The organism is Acinetobacter indicus CIP 110367 (genome assembly GCF_000488255.1).
GTDB classification, from domain to species: Bacteria; Pseudomonadota; Gammaproteobacteria; order Pseudomonadales; family Moraxellaceae; genus Acinetobacter; species Acinetobacter indicus.
The window spans coordinates 351240-365506 of sequence record NZ_KI530755.1 but is presented as its reverse complement, the minus strand read 5'-3'; the positions used below and the strand labels follow the sequence as shown (position 1 = coordinate 365506).

Annotated in this window: 25 protein-coding genes and 1 pseudogene; 2 read left to right on the top strand and 24 right to left on the bottom strand. The window is 44.9% G+C overall.

Features of this window, described 5'->3' with window-relative positions; all coding sequences use genetic code 11:
- The first annotated feature begins 30 nt into the window (after positions 1–30).
- Positions 31–210: a hypothetical protein gene (locus P253_RS15775; RefSeq protein WP_127801044.1), complete on the top strand. Its 180-nt coding sequence runs from the start codon at positions 31–33 to the stop codon at positions 208–210.
- Between the two features lie 147 nt (positions 211–357).
- Here P253_RS15775 and P253_RS10385 read toward each other — a convergent pair whose 3' ends face one another.
- The gene (locus tag P253_RS10385) at positions 358–750 is read right to left on the bottom strand and encodes a hypothetical protein (protein WP_005180237.1); all 393 of its coding nucleotides are present in this window, start codon (positions 748–750) and stop codon (positions 358–360) included.
- Positions 737–994, bottom strand: a complete 258-nt coding sequence (locus P253_RS10380; protein WP_005180238.1) for an FAD assembly factor SdhE — start codon at positions 992–994, stop codon at positions 737–739. Before P253_RS10380 ends, P253_RS10385 begins: the two co-directional genes overlap by 14 nt.
- 183 nt (positions 995–1177) lie before the next feature.
- On the opposite strand from P253_RS10380, the gene P253_RS10375 reads away from it, so the two are divergent.
- Positions 1178–2350: an acyl-CoA dehydrogenase family protein gene (locus P253_RS10375; protein ID WP_016658536.1), complete on the top strand. Its 1173-nt coding sequence runs from the start codon at positions 1178–1180 to the stop codon at positions 2348–2350.
- Positions 2351–2437: 87 nt separating this feature from the next.
- Here P253_RS10375 and P253_RS10370 read toward each other — a convergent pair whose 3' ends face one another.
- From P253_RS10370 to rpsC, 22 genes and pseudogenes are all read right to left on the bottom strand, one after another.
- Positions 2438–3928 (bottom strand): flavin-containing monooxygenase, encoded by a 1491-nt coding sequence (locus tag P253_RS10370; protein WP_005180241.1) that lies wholly within the window; start codon positions 3926–3928, stop codon positions 2438–2440.
- Positions 3929–4126: 198 nt separating this feature from the next.
- Positions 4127–4492, bottom strand: coding sequence for a 50S ribosomal protein L17 (gene rplQ / locus P253_RS10365; RefSeq protein ID WP_016658535.1), 366 nt, complete (start codon positions 4490–4492; stop codon positions 4127–4129).
- A gap of 19 nt (positions 4493–4511) precedes the next feature.
- Positions 4512–5519: a DNA-directed RNA polymerase subunit alpha gene (locus P253_RS10360; RefSeq protein WP_005180245.1), complete on the bottom strand. Its 1008-nt coding sequence runs from the start codon at positions 5517–5519 to the stop codon at positions 4512–4514.
- Positions 5520–5536: 17 nt separating this feature from the next.
- A complete protein-coding gene (rpsD, locus tag P253_RS10355; RefSeq protein ID WP_016658534.1) occupies positions 5537–6160 on the bottom strand; it encodes a 30S ribosomal protein S4 in 624 nt (207 codons plus the stop codon).
- Positions 6161–6172: 12 nt separating this feature from the next.
- Positions 6173–6559 carry a 30S ribosomal protein S11 gene (gene rpsK / locus P253_RS10350; RefSeq protein ID WP_001040166.1) on the bottom strand — a complete coding sequence of 129 codons (387 nt, stop codon included), beginning with the start codon at positions 6557–6559 and terminating at the stop codon, positions 6173–6175.
- Positions 6560–6578: 19 nt separating this feature from the next.
- The gene (gene rpsM, locus P253_RS10345) at positions 6579–6935 is read right to left on the bottom strand and encodes a 30S ribosomal protein S13 (protein ID WP_005012957.1); all 357 of its coding nucleotides are present in this window, start codon (positions 6933–6935) and stop codon (positions 6579–6581) included.
- 107 nt (positions 6936–7042) lie between these two features.
- Positions 7043–7159, bottom strand: coding sequence for a 50S ribosomal protein L36 (gene rpmJ / locus P253_RS15520; RefSeq protein ID WP_000867907.1), 117 nt, complete (start codon positions 7157–7159; stop codon positions 7043–7045).
- A 20-nt stretch (positions 7160–7179) separates the two neighbouring features.
- Positions 7180–8499 (bottom strand): preprotein translocase subunit SecY, encoded by a 1320-nt coding sequence (gene secY / locus P253_RS10340; protein WP_171065119.1) that lies wholly within the window; start codon positions 8497–8499, stop codon positions 7180–7182.
- A 45-nt stretch (positions 8500–8544) separates the two neighbouring features.
- Positions 8545–8985, bottom strand: coding sequence for a 50S ribosomal protein L15 (gene rplO, locus P253_RS10335; RefSeq protein ID WP_005180254.1), 441 nt, complete (start codon positions 8983–8985; stop codon positions 8545–8547).
- 3 nt (positions 8986–8988) lie between these two features.
- Entirely contained in the window at positions 8989–9165 is a 177-nt protein-coding gene (rpmD, locus tag P253_RS10330; protein ID WP_005180256.1) for a 50S ribosomal protein L30, read from the bottom strand.
- A 6-nt stretch (positions 9166–9171) separates the two neighbouring features.
- The gene (gene rpsE / locus P253_RS10325; RefSeq protein WP_005180258.1) at positions 9172–9669 is read right to left on the bottom strand and encodes a 30S ribosomal protein S5; all 498 of its coding nucleotides are present in this window, start codon (positions 9667–9669) and stop codon (positions 9172–9174) included.
- A 2-nt stretch (positions 9670–9671) separates the two neighbouring features.
- A complete protein-coding gene (gene rplR / locus P253_RS10320; RefSeq protein ID WP_005180260.1) occupies positions 9672–10022 on the bottom strand; it encodes a 50S ribosomal protein L18 in 351 nt (116 codons plus the stop codon).
- A 14-nt stretch (positions 10023–10036) separates the two neighbouring features.
- The gene (gene rplF, locus P253_RS10315; RefSeq protein WP_005180261.1) at positions 10037–10570 is read right to left on the bottom strand and encodes a 50S ribosomal protein L6; all 534 of its coding nucleotides are present in this window, start codon (positions 10568–10570) and stop codon (positions 10037–10039) included.
- A gap of 13 nt (positions 10571–10583) precedes the next feature.
- Positions 10584–10979 (bottom strand): 30S ribosomal protein S8, encoded by a 396-nt coding sequence (rpsH, locus tag P253_RS10310; protein ID WP_005180264.1) that lies wholly within the window; start codon positions 10977–10979, stop codon positions 10584–10586.
- Between the two features lie 12 nt (positions 10980–10991).
- Positions 10992–11297 carry a 30S ribosomal protein S14 gene (gene rpsN / locus P253_RS10305; protein ID WP_005180266.1) on the bottom strand — a complete coding sequence of 102 codons (306 nt, stop codon included), beginning with the start codon at positions 11295–11297 and terminating at the stop codon, positions 10992–10994.
- Positions 11298–11306: 9 nt separating this feature from the next.
- Positions 11307–11843 (bottom strand): 50S ribosomal protein L5, encoded by a 537-nt coding sequence (rplE, locus tag P253_RS10300; RefSeq protein WP_005180272.1) that lies wholly within the window; start codon positions 11841–11843, stop codon positions 11307–11309.
- A gap of 16 nt (positions 11844–11859) precedes the next feature.
- The gene (gene rplX / locus P253_RS10295; RefSeq protein WP_005180274.1) at positions 11860–12177 is read right to left on the bottom strand and encodes a 50S ribosomal protein L24; all 318 of its coding nucleotides are present in this window, start codon (positions 12175–12177) and stop codon (positions 11860–11862) included.
- 9 nt (positions 12178–12186) lie between these two features.
- Positions 12187–12555 carry a 50S ribosomal protein L14 gene (gene rplN / locus P253_RS10290; RefSeq protein ID WP_001982634.1) on the bottom strand — a complete coding sequence of 123 codons (369 nt, stop codon included), beginning with the start codon at positions 12553–12555 and terminating at the stop codon, positions 12187–12189.
- Between the two features lie 91 nt (positions 12556–12646).
- The gene (rpsQ, locus tag P253_RS10285; protein ID WP_005180277.1) at positions 12647–12904 is read right to left on the bottom strand and encodes a 30S ribosomal protein S17; all 258 of its coding nucleotides are present in this window, start codon (positions 12902–12904) and stop codon (positions 12647–12649) included.
- Positions 12901–13098: a 50S ribosomal protein L29 gene (gene rpmC, locus P253_RS10280; RefSeq protein WP_000849928.1), complete on the bottom strand. Its 198-nt coding sequence runs from the start codon at positions 13096–13098 to the stop codon at positions 12901–12903. Before rpmC ends, rpsQ begins: the two co-directional genes overlap by 4 nt.
- A complete protein-coding gene (gene rplP, locus P253_RS10275) occupies positions 13098–13511 on the bottom strand; it encodes a 50S ribosomal protein L16 (protein WP_005180280.1) in 414 nt (137 codons plus the stop codon). The genes rpmC and rplP overlap by 1 nt, the downstream gene beginning before the upstream one ends.
- Positions 13451–14267 (bottom strand): annotated as a pseudogene (gene rpsC, locus P253_RS10270) (30S ribosomal protein S3). The gene rplP and the pseudogene rpsC overlap by 61 nt, the downstream one beginning before the upstream one ends.

Here is a 14267-nt window from a genome sequence, read left to right as displayed (position 1 = left end):
AAAAAAAGTAGCATTGCGACGGTTCAGCACATGCTACTTATTAACTGGAACCCAATTACGGGCATTTTATTGGTGCAATTCGTTCCTTCAGCAAGCTTCCTCATCATCCAGCCACAATTGAACACAATTGCGATGACCAGAAACATTCACGTGGCGATCACCCTGGCGATTTCCCTGTTTGCTGTTGGTGTCTTTAATATATCTGGATAATTTTCAAACACAAGAGGCTTTTGTCCAACAATCGGTATTTTTTGCCAATTTATCGTGACTGTGTAGGACAAATAAAATGATAGACTTTCTAAATTTATTTAAAATCAATATCTTATTTTTATATTAAAATATACAACTGTCTGACAATTAGATGGTTTTTGCCAATGTTTTTAAGGCTTTCCACTCTGCAAACGAAACTTGGTCACGCCAGATGACTGCAGATTTGACCGGTGCATGATGAAAATACAGCACCAGATACAGCTGATGATCCAGAATATGCTCGAGCAGACCGCGTTGAATCTTGGAGCCAGAATTAAACTGCAGACTCCACTCTGCCCCATCTAAATGCGCCAAGGCGGTTAATTGGGAGCGTCGCTGAAACCCGTAATAACTGACAGCCGCCAGGAGCAGACCTAGCAGCCAAAGCAGCGGATGTAATAATTGAAAACTTAAAACAGAAAATAGAATCAGCAGGCTCAGCTGAAACAGCAGCGCCAGACGGCTCGGTTTCAGCTGAAAGTCGCGCTTAGCCGTGGACATAGTGTTTTAATTTACGGATCAGCTCGCGCATTTCCGGGCGTGGCGGTTCAGACACTTCCATAAACCAGTCCAGTAAATCCGGATCTTCCTGTTCAACCAGCGCCGCAAACGTGGCTTTTTCTTCCGGATCAGCGGTTAAATAATAGTTTTTCACATAAGGATCAAAGTAGACATCAATTTCCTTTAAACCGCGACGGGCACGATAAATCACTTTACGCTCTTCTAAGCTAATGTCTTCACTCATGGTTTGGTCCACATCATATTGATATCGCAATTAGTTTAACCCAGCCCAGAAAAAGTTTCGATGAATTTATCGGACTGACCAAAACCGCCAGCAAAAAGCCAGAAATGATGTTTCTGCACATTGTACTGCCGGCTCTGTTTGCTTTAGTTTCAAGGCATAAAAATAAGTGAAGGAACTCTAACCATGCAATCTGCTGCAATTCGCCCACTCAACAACATGTTGCCACGAAAATTATTTCAGAGTGAGCATGAGGCATTCCGCGATACGGTGCGCAAATTTTATGAAAAGGAAGTTTTGCCGAATACGGAAAAATATGAACAGCAACAGCATGTAGACCGCGATTTATGGAACAAGGCCGGTGAACTGGGACTGCTGTGTACCACCATGCCAGAGCAGTATGGTGGCTCTGGAGTAGATCGCCTCTACAGCATGATCCTGATTGAAGAACAGGCCTATGCCGGCGACTCGGCCACCGGCTTCTCGCTGCATTCCGATATTGTCGCCAACTATATTCATAATTTTGGCAACGAACAGCAAAAACAGCACTGGTTGCCGAAAATGGCGACAGGTGAAGTGGTCACCGCCATTGCCATGACCGAACCGGGCACAGGCTCAGATTTACAGGCAGTACGCACCACGGCAGTTTTAGAGGGCGATGAATACGTCATTAACGGCTCTAAAATTTTTATTACCAATGGCTATTTATGCGATATGGCGATTGTGGTGTGTAAAACTGGCAATAGTGACAAAGGTTCTGCCAACCTGTCGCTGATTATGGTCGAGACAGATCGCGCCGGTTTTAGCAAAGGTAAACCGCTGAATAAAATTGGCATGAAAGGTCAGGACACCTGCGAGCTGTTTTTTGATAATGTGCGAGTGCCCAAAGAAAACCTGCTCGGGATGGAAGGTATGGGCTTTATCATGCTGATGAAAGAGCTGGCCTGGGAACGCATGATTGTGGCGATTATCTGTCAGGCCGGTGCCGAAGCAGCCTTTGCGCATACCCTACAATACACCAAAGAACGTAAAGCCTTTGGCAAACCGATTGGCGCCTTTCAGAATACCCGCTTTAAACTGGCGGAAATGCGCACTGAAATTGATTTCTGCCGCGCCTATCTGGACCGGTGTATGGAACTGCAGCTCGAAGATGAGCTAAGTGTTGATGCAGCAGCGGCGGCCAAATACAAAATCTCGGAGCTGTTTTCCAAAGTGGTGGATGAATGTCTGCAATTGCATGGCGGCTATGGCTATATGCTGGAATATCCGATTGCCCGTGCGTATTTAGACAATCGCGCCAACCGGATTTATGCCGGTACCAATGAAATTATGAAAGAGCTGATTTCCCGCTCCCTATAACGCATTACAAGCGTAGAACCCGATATAAACAACAAGGAAGCTCAATTGAGCTTCCTTTGTTCATTGCACGATCATGATGATGTGTGCTTAAGACACCAGTTTAGGTTTACGTGCAGACTCACTGACTGCTTTACGGAACTTCAGCACCGGATCAGCAAATGAAGCCTGTTTTAAATCCTTACGGTCTTTCAGGTAATTATTACTCACCCGCCAAGGCGCATGTTTACCCTGCTTTGGCATCACATTCGCGGCACGGGCAATATAACCCGAAGTTAAACTACCCATCACAGTGTCTTCCATCAACTCTGAAGGATCACCTTCCGCAATCACTTCGGTATAGCCTTGCTGATCCATATGATTAATCAGACGGCAGATATAATCCGCAGCAATATCAACTTTTAAAGTCCAAGAGGCATTGATATAGCCAATAATCATGGCCATATTCGGCACATCGCTGACCATCACACCCTGATACAGCATATGTTTCGAGGTATCCAAAGGCTGATGATCAATGGTGGCTTTAACCCCGCCTAAAATCTGAATTTGCAGACCGGTAGCCGACACAATCACATCTGCGTCGAGATGTTTGCCAGATTTTAACTGGATGCCCTGTTCGGTAAAGGCTTCAATCTGGTCGGTTTCAACACTGGCCTGCCCTTCACGCAGCACTTTAAACAAATCTCCATCTGGCACCACACACAGACGCTGATCCCATGGATTATAGCTCGGGCTAAAGTGTTTCATATCCACTTTGCCTTTCAGCTGCATCTCAATTGACTTTAATAAAAATTTACGCAGCAGCTTCGGCTGTTTCTGTGCCAGCGCATACACACCGCGTTGCATACCAATATTTCGTGCCCGCGTCAGCTTATAAGCCAGCTCCTCCGGCAACACCTTGCGCATGTTGTTATAGATAAAATCTACCGATGGAATGGAAGCAATATAGGTCGGTGAGCGCTGCAGCATGGTGACATGCGCTGCACCGCCTTTGACCATTGCAGGCACCAAGGTAATAGCGGTAGCACCACTGCCAATAATCACCACTTTTTTACCAGAATAATCGAAGTTTTCCGGCCAATGCTGTGGATGAATAAAAGTACCTTTAAATGCCGACTGATTCGGGAAATCCGGCTGGAAGCCCTGATCATAATTGTAATAACCGGTACACCCCAGAACAAAATTGGCGATCCAGGTCTGTTTTTTGCCCTGTGCATTTTCAATCACGACAGACCATTTCTGGGTCTGGCTATCATAATTGGCAGACAACACCCGATGCTGGAAATGAATTTTGGATTTCAGTTGATACTCTGCAATCACTTCTGACAGATAGTTCTTAATTGAAGCGCCATCAGCCAGAATGCTGTCTTGCGTCCAGGGCTTAAAATTAAAGCCAAAGGTCGACATATCCGAATCGGAACGGATACCCGGATATTTAAATAAATCCCAAGTGCCACCAAAGCTCTCACGACGCTCGATAATTTCAAAGGTGCGCTGTGGGCAGTGTTTGGAAAGATGCGCGGCCAGACCAATGCCGGAGATGCCCGCACCCACAATTAGAATATCAACATGCTTGTCCATTTTGTTTTTATACCTGTTCAACGTTCTGTTTTTATTAAAGCACAAATTTGACAATACTCAATGTCAAGTTTGATAAAAAGCGATAAAATTTATATCAATTCGGGACACAACAGAAAAATTGTCTGACAACTGGCCATAAAAAAAAGGCCGGTTTAAAAAACCGACCTTTTTTAGAACAACTGAACTGCTCTTGCGAAATTATTTAACTTCGCGATCTACAAGTTCAACGTAAGCCATCGGTGCAGCATCACCTGCACGGAAGCCCGCTTTAAGAACACGTAGATAACCGCCGTTACGTTTTTTGTAACGAGGGCCAAGAACGGTAAATAATTTACCAACAGTTGCTGCATTACGAGTACGAGCAAACGCCAAACGACGGTTTGCAACTGTATCGTTTTTAGCTAAAGTGATTAAAGGCTCAGCAACGCGGCGAAGTTCTTTCGCTTTAGGCAAAGTTGTTTTAATTAACTCGTGCTCAACTAAAGCATTGGTTAAGTTTTGGAACAACGCCTTACGGTGGCTGCTGGTACGGCCTAATTTCACACCACTATTACGATGACGCATGGTGAATAGTCCTACTTAATTAACGGCTACGATAAGCGAAGCGGTCGTCCATGCGGAGACTAGCTGGTGGCCAGTTCTCTAAACGCATGCCGAGCTGCAAGCCTTTCGATGCCAGAACATCTTTGATCTCAGTAAGCGATTTTTTACCCAGGTTAGGTGTTTTAAGTAACTCAACCTCGGTGCGCTGTACAAGATCACCAATGTAGTAAATATTTTCTGCTTTCAAACAGTTAGCAGAACGAACAGTAAGCTCTAGATCATCTACTGGACGAAGCAAAATTGGGTCAACTTCTTCACGAGGTTCTTGAGCCACAGGTGCCTGATCTTTCTGAAGGTCAACAAAGATTGCAATTTGTTGTTGCAAGATTGTGGCCGCTTTGCGGATTGCTTCTTCAGGATCAACAGTACCGTTGGTTTCAAGATCAATGATCAGCTTGTCAAGGTCAGTACGTTGTTCTACACGCGCATTTTCTACGATGTAAGACACACGTTTGATCGGGCTATAAGAAGCATCTAACTGTAAACGACCCACTGGGCGAGTTTCGCCTTCTGGGAAACGTGAGTCAGATGTTTCATAACCACGGCCTTGAGCCACTTTCAAACGCATTTTTAACGCGCCTGATGCACTTAGAGTGCCGATCAAGTGTTCAGGGTTAACCACTTCAACATTGTGCGGTAAACGAAGGTCAGCTGCAGTAACGTCACCTGGACCTTGTTTTTCCAATGTCAAATAAGCTTCATTTTGATCGAATAGCTTAATAGACAATCCTTTCAGGTTCAGCAAGAGCTCGACGATGTCCTGCTGCAAGCCTTCTAAGGTACTGTACTCGTGCTCAACACCCTCAATTTCAACTTCAACCACAGCTGCGCCAGGTAAAGAAGAAAGAAGGATGCGACGTAAAGCATTACCAAGAGTATGACCAAAGCCACGCTCTAATGGTTCCAGAATAACTTTTGCCGAGGTCCCGCTAACCGCTTCGACCTTGATCGCTTGCGGAGTTAGAAACTCATTTGCAGTACGCGTCATTATTGCTACCTCAAGGATTATTTAGAATACAATTCTACAATCAAGCTTTCGTTGATTTCAGCAGGTAAATCAGAACGATCTGGTGCAGCTTTGAACGTACCTTCTAATTTAGCGTGATCAACTTCCATCCAAGAAGGGATACCACGTTGAGCAGCTAATTCAATTGCGTTTTTGATACGTAATTGTTGTTTAGCACCTTCGTGAACTGCGATCACGTCACCAGCTTTAACTTGGATAGACGCGATGTTAACACGACGGCCATTCAAAGTAATGCTACGGTGAGATACAAGCTGACGAGCTTCTGCACGTGTAGAACCAAAACCCATGCGATAAACGACGTTATCAAGACGGCTTTCAAGCAATTTCAACAAGTTTTCACCTGTTGCGCCTTTAACACGAGCTGCTTCTTTATAGTAATTACTAAATTGACGCTCTAAAACACCGTACATACGACGTACTTTTTGTTTTTCACGTAATTGTAGTGAATACTCAGATTGTTTGCCGCGCGCTTGGCCATGTTGACCAGGAGCTTTAGCGTGTTTTTTAGTTTTGACGTCAAATGGTTTAACGCCAGATTTTAGTTGCAGGTCTGTCCCTTCGCGGCGAGAGAGTTTGCATTTTGGACCAATATAACGAGCCATGAATGTTTCTCCTTACACGCGACGTTTTTTAGGTGGACGGCAACCGTTGTGAGGAATTGGAGTCACATCGGTAATGCTGTTAATTTTATAACCCACTGCACCTAATGCACGAACCGCAGACTCACGACCTGGACCAGGACCTTTTACAAGGACGTCCAAGTTTTTCAAACCGTAATCTAAAGCAGCTTTACCAGCAACTTCAGCAGCTACCTGAGCAGCAAACGGAGTTGATTTACGTGATCCACGGAAGCCTTGTCCACCTGAAGTGGCCCAAGCCAGTGCATTACCTTGACGATCGGTAATAGTCACAATGGTGTTATTAAAAGAAGCGTGAATGTGTGCAACACCTTCAGAGACGGTACGGGTGACCTTCTTGCGTGTGCGAGTATCTTTAGCCATCTTTTAGCTTCCAGAAATCTTATTTCTTAATTGGTTTGCGCGGACCTTTACGGGTACGTGCGTTAGTTTTGGTGCGTTGACCACGGACAGGCAAGCTGCGACGATGACGAAGACCGCGGTAGCAGCCTAAATCCATTAAACGTTTAATGTTCATGGAAATTTCGCGACGTAAGTCACCTTCGGTCGGAACCTTAGCAACTTCTGCACGAATCGCATCAAGCTGAGCGTCATCTAATTCACGGATCTTAGTGGTAGTAGCGATACCAGCAGCAGCTAAGATGTTCTTAGCAGTGTGGCGACCAATACCAAAGATGTACGTTAGAGAGATAACAGCATGCTTGTTATCCGGAATGTTTACACCGGCAATACGAGCCATTCAATTTTCTCCAAAAAGGCAGTTAAGATAATCAACCGCCCCACAAAAATCTTGAGGGGCGGATAATAACCTAATTAGCCTACTGAAATCAACAGGTCTTGATCAGATTAACCTTGACGCTGCTTATGACGAGGTTCTGCGCTGCAAATTACGCGGATAACCCCATTACGACGGATAACTTTACAGCTACCACAAATTTTCTTTACAGAAGCTTGTACTTTCATGATGAAACCTCTAAGTGCGCTTATCCCTTAGGATGAGCAGTCGTTTTTCTCATTAACGTTTGATTATCGTACTGGTGCGAGGTGAGATGTGCTTGAAGCTGAGCCATAAAGTCCATCACGACTACCACAACGATCAATAATGAGGTACCACCCAAATAGAATGGAATACCAAACGAGCTCTGCAATACCATCGGCATCAAGCAGACCACTGTGATATAAATCGAACCAATAAAGGTCAAACGATTGAGAATATGATCTAAGTAACGAGCAGTTTGCTCACCTGGGCGAATACCAGGCACATAAGCTCCGCTGCGTTTCAAGTTCTCTGACACTTCTTTCGGACTAAAAACTAGCGCGGTATAGAAATAACAGAAAAAGATAATTAACGCACCAAAGAGCACCAAATACAATGGCTGTCCAGGCGACAATACGAGTGCCAGATCTTGCAAGCTACGCTTGATAATCCCTGCATCAGGATCCGCACTTCCTACCCATTGACCCAGACTGGCCGGGAACAACAGCAGAGAGCTGGCAAAAATTGCCGGAATCACACCTGCCATATTAATTTTTAATGGCAAATGGGTTTGCTGTGCAGTAAATACACGACGACCTTGCTGTTTTTGAGCATAGTTTACCGGAATACGACGTTGCGCTTTCTCGATAAACACAATGGCTGCCAGTACCGCCAGTGACAACAGACCAAAAATCACCAGACCAATCAGGCTGGTTTGACCATTATCCACTGAAGATAACGATTGCAAAATCAGATTTGGCAATCCGGCAACGATACCGGCGAAGATGATCATGGAAATACCATTGCCCACCCCACGTTCGGTAATCTGTTCACCCAACCACATCAGGAACATTGTACCCGCCACCAGCGAGGTGACTGCCGGAACGTAAAACGCAAGACCTGACGTTAAGGTAATCCCTTGACTGATCAGACCTGCACACATCCCGATTGCCTGTACTAAGGCAAGGAACAAGGTACCTTGGCGCGTATATTGATTAATCTTACGCTTGCCCTGCTCGCCTTCTTTCTTTAAAGCTTCCAGCGAAGGAACCACGGTTGACATCAGCTGCACGATAATCGACGCAGAGATGTAGGGCATGATCCCGAGAGCAAGAATCGACATTCGCTCTAATGCACCACCCGAAAACATGTTAAACAAACCCAGGATAGTACCTGAGTTTGCATTAAAAAGATTTTCAAGTGCGGCATTATTAATGCCTGGTACTGGAATATGCGCTCCTAGTCGAAATACCAATAACGCACCAATGAGAAACATCATTCGGCGAATAATTTCACGATATTTCACGTGAAATGGTTGGCCTTTCATCATATGTACATGACCTGAAGAACTAGGAGACATAGACACTGGAGATTACTCCTCGACTTTACCGCCAGCAGCTTCAACAGCAGCTTTAGCGCCTTTAGTCAATGCAACACCTTGAACAGTGAAAGCACGAGTAATTTCACCAGAAAGTACGATACGCGCACGGATCATGTCTTTACGCACAACGTTCGCCGCTTTTAAAGTTTCTAGGCTAACGATGTCGCCTTCAACTTTAGCAAGCTCAGATAAACGTACTTCAGCAGTTTTTAAAGCGATTTGGCTAGTGAAACCGAATTTAGGTAAACGACGATATAACGCAGTTTGACCACCTTCGAAACCTGGACGTACGCCACCGCTCTTACGTGATTTTTGACCTTTGACACCACGGCCACCAGTCTTACCTACGCCAGAACCGATACCACGGCCCAGACGACGGTTTTCACGTTTAGCACCTTCTGCAGGTGCAAGTTCATTTAAACGCAGAGTCATGGCTTATTCCTCTACACTAACCATATAGTAGACTTGGTTGATCATACCACGGTTAGAAGGCGTATCTTGCACTTCTACAGTATGACCAATACGACGCAGACCTAAACCTTTCAGGCAAAGCTTGTGATTTTTCAAGCGGTGCGATGCAGATTTAGTCTGGGTAACTTTAATCGTTTTCATGATTGATTACCCTTGAATTTGTTCTACAGTCAGACCACGTTTCGCAGCGACTTTCTCAGGAGAAGTCATATCACGCAGACCGTTGAAAGTCGCGTTTACTACGTTCGCAGCATTTGTAGAGCCATAACATTTTGTTAATACGTTACGCACGCCAACAGCCTCTAGAACTGCACGCATAGCGCCACCAGCAATTACACCAGTACCTTCAGAAGCAGGTTGCATGTAAACGCGGCTTGCACCGTGACGAGCATGAATAGGATGCTGAACAGTACCGTCAACAAGGTCAACAGTAATCATGTTGCGACGAGCAGCTTCAAGTGCTTTAGAAATAGCAGCTGGAACTTCACGCGCTTTACCACGACCAAAACCTACGCGACCATTACCGTCACCCACAACAGTTAATGCTGTGAAAGAGAAGATACGACCACCCTTAACAACTTTGGCAACACGATCAACGGCTACCAGCTTTTCAACAAGACCTTCGTTTTGTTCAACTTTAGCCATGATTAGAACTCCAAGCCGTTTTCACGAGCAGCATCAGCCAAGGCTTTGATACGACCATGATATTTAAAACCAGAACGGTCAAATGCAACTTTAGTTACACCAGCTGCTTTCGCACGTTCTGCGATTAAAGCACCAACTTTCTTGGCAGCTTCAACGTTACCAGTTGTACCAGCACGTAAAGTAGCATCTAAAGTAGAAGCTTGCGCTAAAACTTTGCCACCATCTGCTGAGATAACTTGAGCATAGATGTGACGCGGAGTGCGGTTTACACACAAACGAGTCGCACCCAATGCACGGATGTGCAAGCGTGTGCTTTTCGCACGACGCAAACGGGATTGTTTCTTTTCGTTCATAAGAACCTCGCGCCTTATTTCTTCTTAGCTTCTTTACGAAGTACAACTTCGTCAGAATAACGAACACCTTTACCTTTATATGGCTCTGGTGGACGGTAACCACGGATCTCAGCTGCTACCTGACCTAATAATTGCTTGTTAGCAGATTTCAGGATGATTTCAGTTGCAGTAGGAGTTTCTGCAGTTACACCTTCAGGAAGGCTGTAATCGATTGGATGAGAGAAACCAAGGTTAAGGTTAACAACAGTACCTTTAACCGCAGCTTTATAACCAACACCAATCAGTTGTAACTTACGTTCGAAACCTTCGTTCACACCTTTTACAAGGTTGTTTAATACAGCGCGAGCAGTACCAGCTTGCATCCAAGCGTCTTTCGACTCTTTTACTGGAGCAACTTGAAGAGTACCATCTTCCTGTTTTAGCTCGACCAGCGCATGCAGGTTGAAAGACAATGTACCTTTGCTGCCTTTCACTTCGACCTGCCGGCCGTTCTGAGTAACTGTTACACCGTTAGGTACAGTTACTGGGGCTTTAGCCACACGAGACATGAGGAATCACCTATTAAGAAACAAAAGCAATAACTTCACCACCAACGCCCGCAGCACGTGCAGCGCGATCAGTCATGATGCCTTTGCTTGTAGAAACAATTGCAATACCTAAACCTTGCTTAACGCTTGGAAGTGCATCTTTACCGCGATACTGACGTAGACCAGGACGGCTTACGCGTTTCACAGTTTCGATAACTGGTTTGCCTTCGAAATACTTTAATGTCAAAGTAAGAGTTGCTTTGCCTTCAACGTCAGCAACTTCTACATTGGCAATGTAACCTTCTTGTTGAAGTACGTTTGCAATCGCAACTTTCAACTTAGAGTTAGGCATAGAAACAGTTTGTTTCTTCGCCATTTGTGCGTTACGAACACGAGTTAACATGTCGGCAACGGTATCTTGCATACTCATTCTAGTCGCTCCTTACCAGCTTGCCTTAACAACGCCAGGTACATCACCTTGCATTACTGTGTCACGTAATTTGTTACGGCTTAAACCGAACTTACGGAAGTAACCATGAGGACGACCAGTTAAACCACAACGGTTACGAAGACGCACTGGAGACGCATTACGTGGTAATGCTTGTAACTTCATCATCGCTTCGAAACGCTCTTCGTCGCTTGCATTTACGTTTGCAATAACAGCTTTTAATTCAGCACGTTTTGCAGCGTATTTAGCAACAGTAGCTTCGCGTTTCAATTCGCGATTAATCATACTTTTCTTAGCCATATCGACCTCTTATTTGAACGGGAAGCCGAATGCACGCATAAGCGCACGGCCTTCGTCATCGGTGCGAGCAGTCGTAGTGATGGTAATATCCATACCACGAATACGATCAATCTTATCGAAATCGATTTCAGGGAAAACGATTTGTTCTTTAAGACCCATAGAGTAGTTACCACGACCATCAAATGATTTCGCAGAGAAACCACGGAAGTCACGGATACGAGGGATCGCGATAGAGATCAAACGGTCTAAGAATTCGTACATGCGTTCGCCGCGTAAAGTAACTTTACAACCAATCGGCCAACCATCACGGATTTTAAAACCTGCGATAGATTTACGAGCTAACGTAAGAACTGGTTTTTGACCAGCGATAGCTTGCATATCAGAAAGAGCACCATCAAGGAGTTTCTTGTCAGCAGCAGCTGCACCAACACCCATGTTGATAGTGATTTTAGTGATGCGAGGGATCTCCATCACATTCTTAATGCCCAATTGTTCTTGTAATTGAGCTTTAAGTTCGTCGTTGTAACGTGTTTTAAGTCTGGCCATTGCCTATTTCAACCTATTACTTCGCTACCGCCACTGATTCACCATTTGATTTGTAAACGCGAGTTTTCACGCCGTCAATCGTTTGGTAACCAACACGGTCAGCCTTTTGGGTTGTAGCATTAAAAATTGCCACGTTTGAAATATGAAGCGAAGCTTCCTGAGTTACGATGCCGCCTTCAGCGCCAGTAACACGGTTCGGCTTTTGATGCTTCTTAACCAGGTTAAGGCCTTCAACCTTAACGCGGTCATTAGAAACTGACAAAACAGTACCCTGTTTGCCTTTTTCTTTACCTGCGATCACGATTACTTGATCGCCTTTTTTAATCTTAGCCATGATTGCCTCTTATAGAACTTCAGGAGCCAATGAAATAATTTTCATGAACTGTTCAGTACGAAGTTCACGAGTCACTGGTCCGAAAATACGAGTAGCAATCGGCGCTTTGTTGTTGTTCAAAATAACGGCTGCGTTATCGTCGAAACGAATCACAGAACCATCTGGACGACGGATACCGAATTTTGTACGTACAACTACAGCATTCATCACGTCACCTTTTTTAACACGTGCGCGTGGAATTGCTTCTTTTACAGTAACTTTAATAATGTCGCCAACAGAAGCATAACGACGATGTGAACCACCAAGTACTTTAATACATTGTACGCGGCGAGCACCACTGTTGTCTGCTACGTCGAGCATCGTTTCGGTTTGAATCATTGCCCTACTCCAAAACCGAGCATCACCGGTCACAATTTCGAAAGGCTCAAAGAGTACTCGAAATTGACCGATGATGCAACAAGAACGTTAATTACTCAGCAGCTGCTTCAACAACTTCAACTAGAGTCCAAGACTTAGTTTTAGAAATTGGGCGGCTTTCTTTGATGGTTACAACATCACCGATTTTAGCGGTATTGTTCTCATCATGAGCATGTAATTTTGTTGAACGGCGGATTGATTTGCCATACAACGGGTGTTGAACACGACGTTCAATAAGCACAACAATAGACTTGTCCATTTTGTCGCTTACGACTTTGCCGGTTAACGTGCGGACTGTTTTATCACTCATTGTCCGTTCCCCTGTTTTTCGGTAAGGAGTGTCTTAATACGAGCAATAGTTTTACGAGCGACTTGCACTTCGTGCGATTTGCCCAATTGACCAGTTGCTTTCGCCATACGAAGACGGAATTGGTTAAGCTGTTGCTCATCAAGCAAAGCTTTCAACTCTTCTACCGACTTTTCACGTAGATCTTTAGTTTTCATTACATTACCGTCCGAGTCACGATAGTGGTTTTAAACGGAAGTTTAGCAGCAGCAAGCTTGAATGCTTCAGTTGCTAATTCATCGTTCACACCTTCCATTTCGTACAGGATCTTACCTGGTTTGATTTCGCAAACCCAGTATTCCACGTTACCTTTACCGTTACCCATACGAACTTCTAATGGTTTTTCAGTAATTGGTTTGTCCGGGAATACACGGATAAAGATCTTACCACCACGTTTAACACGACGGCTGATTGTACGACGCGCAGCTTCGATCTGACGCGCAGTCATACGACCACGTTCAGTCGCTTTAAGTGCGATAGAACCGAAAGATACAGTGCTACCACGGTGCGCTAGACCAGTGTTACGGCCTTTTTGAACCTTACGGAACTTAGTACGTTTAGGTTGCAACATGGATTATTCTCCTTTTTCAGCAGAACGATCATTGCGACGACCACGACGCTCTTGACCTTCACCACGACCGCGACCGCGTTTAGCTGGACGTTCTTCAGCTGGAGCTGGGTTCATGACTTGTTTCATGCCGCCCAAGATCTCACCACGGAAGATCCAAACTTTAACACCAATCGTACCGTAAGTCGTTTCAGCACGCATAGTCGCGTAGTCGATGTCCGCACGAAGTGTATGTAGAGGTACACGACCTTCACGATACCATTCTGTACGAGCGATCTCAGCACCGCCTAAACGGCCAGAAACTTCAACTTTGATACCTTTGGCACCAGCACGCATAGTGTTTTGAACCGCACGCTTCATAGCACGACGGAACATTACACGCTTTTCTAATTGAGAAGCGATTGCTTCAGCAACCAGACGTGCGTCTAAGTCTGGACGATCGATTTCGTTGATGCTTACTTGCGCTGGAACACCCATAATGTTGGTAAGTTCGCGCTGTAATTTCTCAATGTCTTCGCCTTTTTTACCGATAACGATACCAGGACGAGCAGTGCTAATAGTTACTTTAGCAGCGCCTGTCGGACGTTCGATAAGAATATTGCTTACCATTGCGTTCTTAAGTTTTTTAGTTAAAAACTCACGAACTTGAAGGTCTTTAAGCAAGTATTCAGCGTATTGTTTCGGATTCGCATACCAGTTAGCGTTATGACGTTTCACAACACCTAGGCGGATACCGATTGGATGAACCTTCTGACCCAT

Excerpts from the sequence above, each read along its gene's own strand:
- rplO (WP_005180254.1), bottom strand. The coding sequence starts at position 8,985 with ATGACTCTGCGTTTAAATGAACTTGCACCTGCAGAAGGTGCTAAACGT.
- rpmJ (WP_000867907.1), bottom strand. The coding sequence starts at position 7,159 with ATGAAAGTACAAGCTTCTGTAAAGAAAATTTGTGGTAGCTGTAAAGTT.
- rpsK (WP_001040166.1), bottom strand. The coding sequence starts at position 6,559 with ATGGCTAAAGATACTCGCACACGCAAGAAGGTCACCCGTACCGTCTCT.
- P253_RS15775 (WP_127801044.1), top strand. The coding sequence starts at position 31 with ATGCTACTTATTAACTGGAACCCAATTACGGGCATTTTATTGGTGCAA.
- P253_RS10375 (WP_016658536.1), top strand. The coding sequence starts at position 1,178 with ATGCAATCTGCTGCAATTCGCCCACTCAACAACATGTTGCCACGAAAA.
- rplE (WP_005180272.1), bottom strand. The coding sequence starts at position 11,843 with ATGGCCAGACTTAAAACACGTTACAACGACGAACTTAAAGCTCAATTA.
- rpsH (WP_005180264.1), bottom strand. The coding sequence starts at position 10,979 with ATGAGTATGCAAGATACCGTTGCCGACATGTTAACTCGTGTTCGTAAC.
- rplN (WP_001982634.1), bottom strand. The coding sequence starts at position 12,555 with ATGATTCAAACCGAAACGATGCTCGACGTAGCAGACAACAGTGGTGCT.
- rpsQ (WP_005180277.1), bottom strand. The coding sequence starts at position 12,904 with ATGAGTGATAAAACAGTCCGCACGTTAACCGGCAAAGTCGTAAGCGAC.
- rplX (WP_005180274.1), bottom strand. The coding sequence starts at position 12,177 with ATGGCTAAGATTAAAAAAGGCGATCAAGTAATCGTGATCGCAGGTAAA.
- rpsE (WP_005180258.1), bottom strand. The coding sequence starts at position 9,669 with ATGGCTAAAGTTGAACAAAACGAAGGTCTTGTTGAAAAGCTGGTAGCC.
- P253_RS10360 (WP_005180245.1), bottom strand. The coding sequence starts at position 5,519 with ATGACGCGTACTGCAAATGAGTTTCTAACTCCGCAAGCGATCAAGGTC.
- P253_RS10385 (WP_005180237.1), bottom strand. The coding sequence starts at position 750 with ATGTCCACGGCTAAGCGCGACTTTCAGCTGAAACCGAGCCGTCTGGCG.
- rpsM (WP_005012957.1), bottom strand. The coding sequence starts at position 6,935 with ATGGCTCGTATTGCCGGTGTAAACATTCCGGATAACAAGCATGCTGTT.
- rpmC (WP_000849928.1), bottom strand. The coding sequence starts at position 13,098 with ATGAAAACTAAAGATCTACGTGAAAAGTCGGTAGAAGAGTTGAAAGCT.
- rpsN (WP_005180266.1), bottom strand. The coding sequence starts at position 11,297 with ATGGCTAAGAAAAGTATGATTAATCGCGAATTGAAACGCGAAGCTACT.
- rplF (WP_005180261.1), bottom strand. The coding sequence starts at position 10,570 with ATGTCTCGTGTGGCTAAAGCCCCAGTAACTGTACCTAACGGTGTAACA.
- secY (WP_171065119.1), bottom strand. The coding sequence starts at position 8,499 with ATGAAAGGCCAACCATTTCACGTGAAATATCGTGAAATTATTCGCCGA.
- rplR (WP_005180260.1), bottom strand. The coding sequence starts at position 10,022 with ATGAACGAAAAGAAACAATCCCGTTTGCGTCGTGCGAAAAGCACACGC.
- rpmD (WP_005180256.1), bottom strand. The coding sequence starts at position 9,165 with ATGAAAACGATTAAAGTTACCCAGACTAAATCTGCATCGCACCGCTTG.
- P253_RS10370 (WP_005180241.1), bottom strand. The coding sequence starts at position 3,928 with ATGGACAAGCATGTTGATATTCTAATTGTGGGTGCGGGCATCTCCGGC.
- P253_RS10380 (WP_005180238.1), bottom strand. The coding sequence starts at position 994 with ATGAGTGAAGACATTAGCTTAGAAGAGCGTAAAGTGATTTATCGTGCC.
- rplP (WP_005180280.1), bottom strand. The coding sequence starts at position 13,511 with ATGTTGCAACCTAAACGTACTAAGTTCCGTAAGGTTCAAAAAGGCCGT.
- rplQ (WP_016658535.1), bottom strand. The coding sequence starts at position 4,492 with ATGCGTCATCGTAATAGTGGTGTGAAATTAGGCCGTACCAGCAGCCAC.
- rpsD (WP_016658534.1), bottom strand. The coding sequence starts at position 6,160 with ATGGCTCGTTATATTGGTCCAAAATGCAAACTCTCTCGCCGCGAAGGG.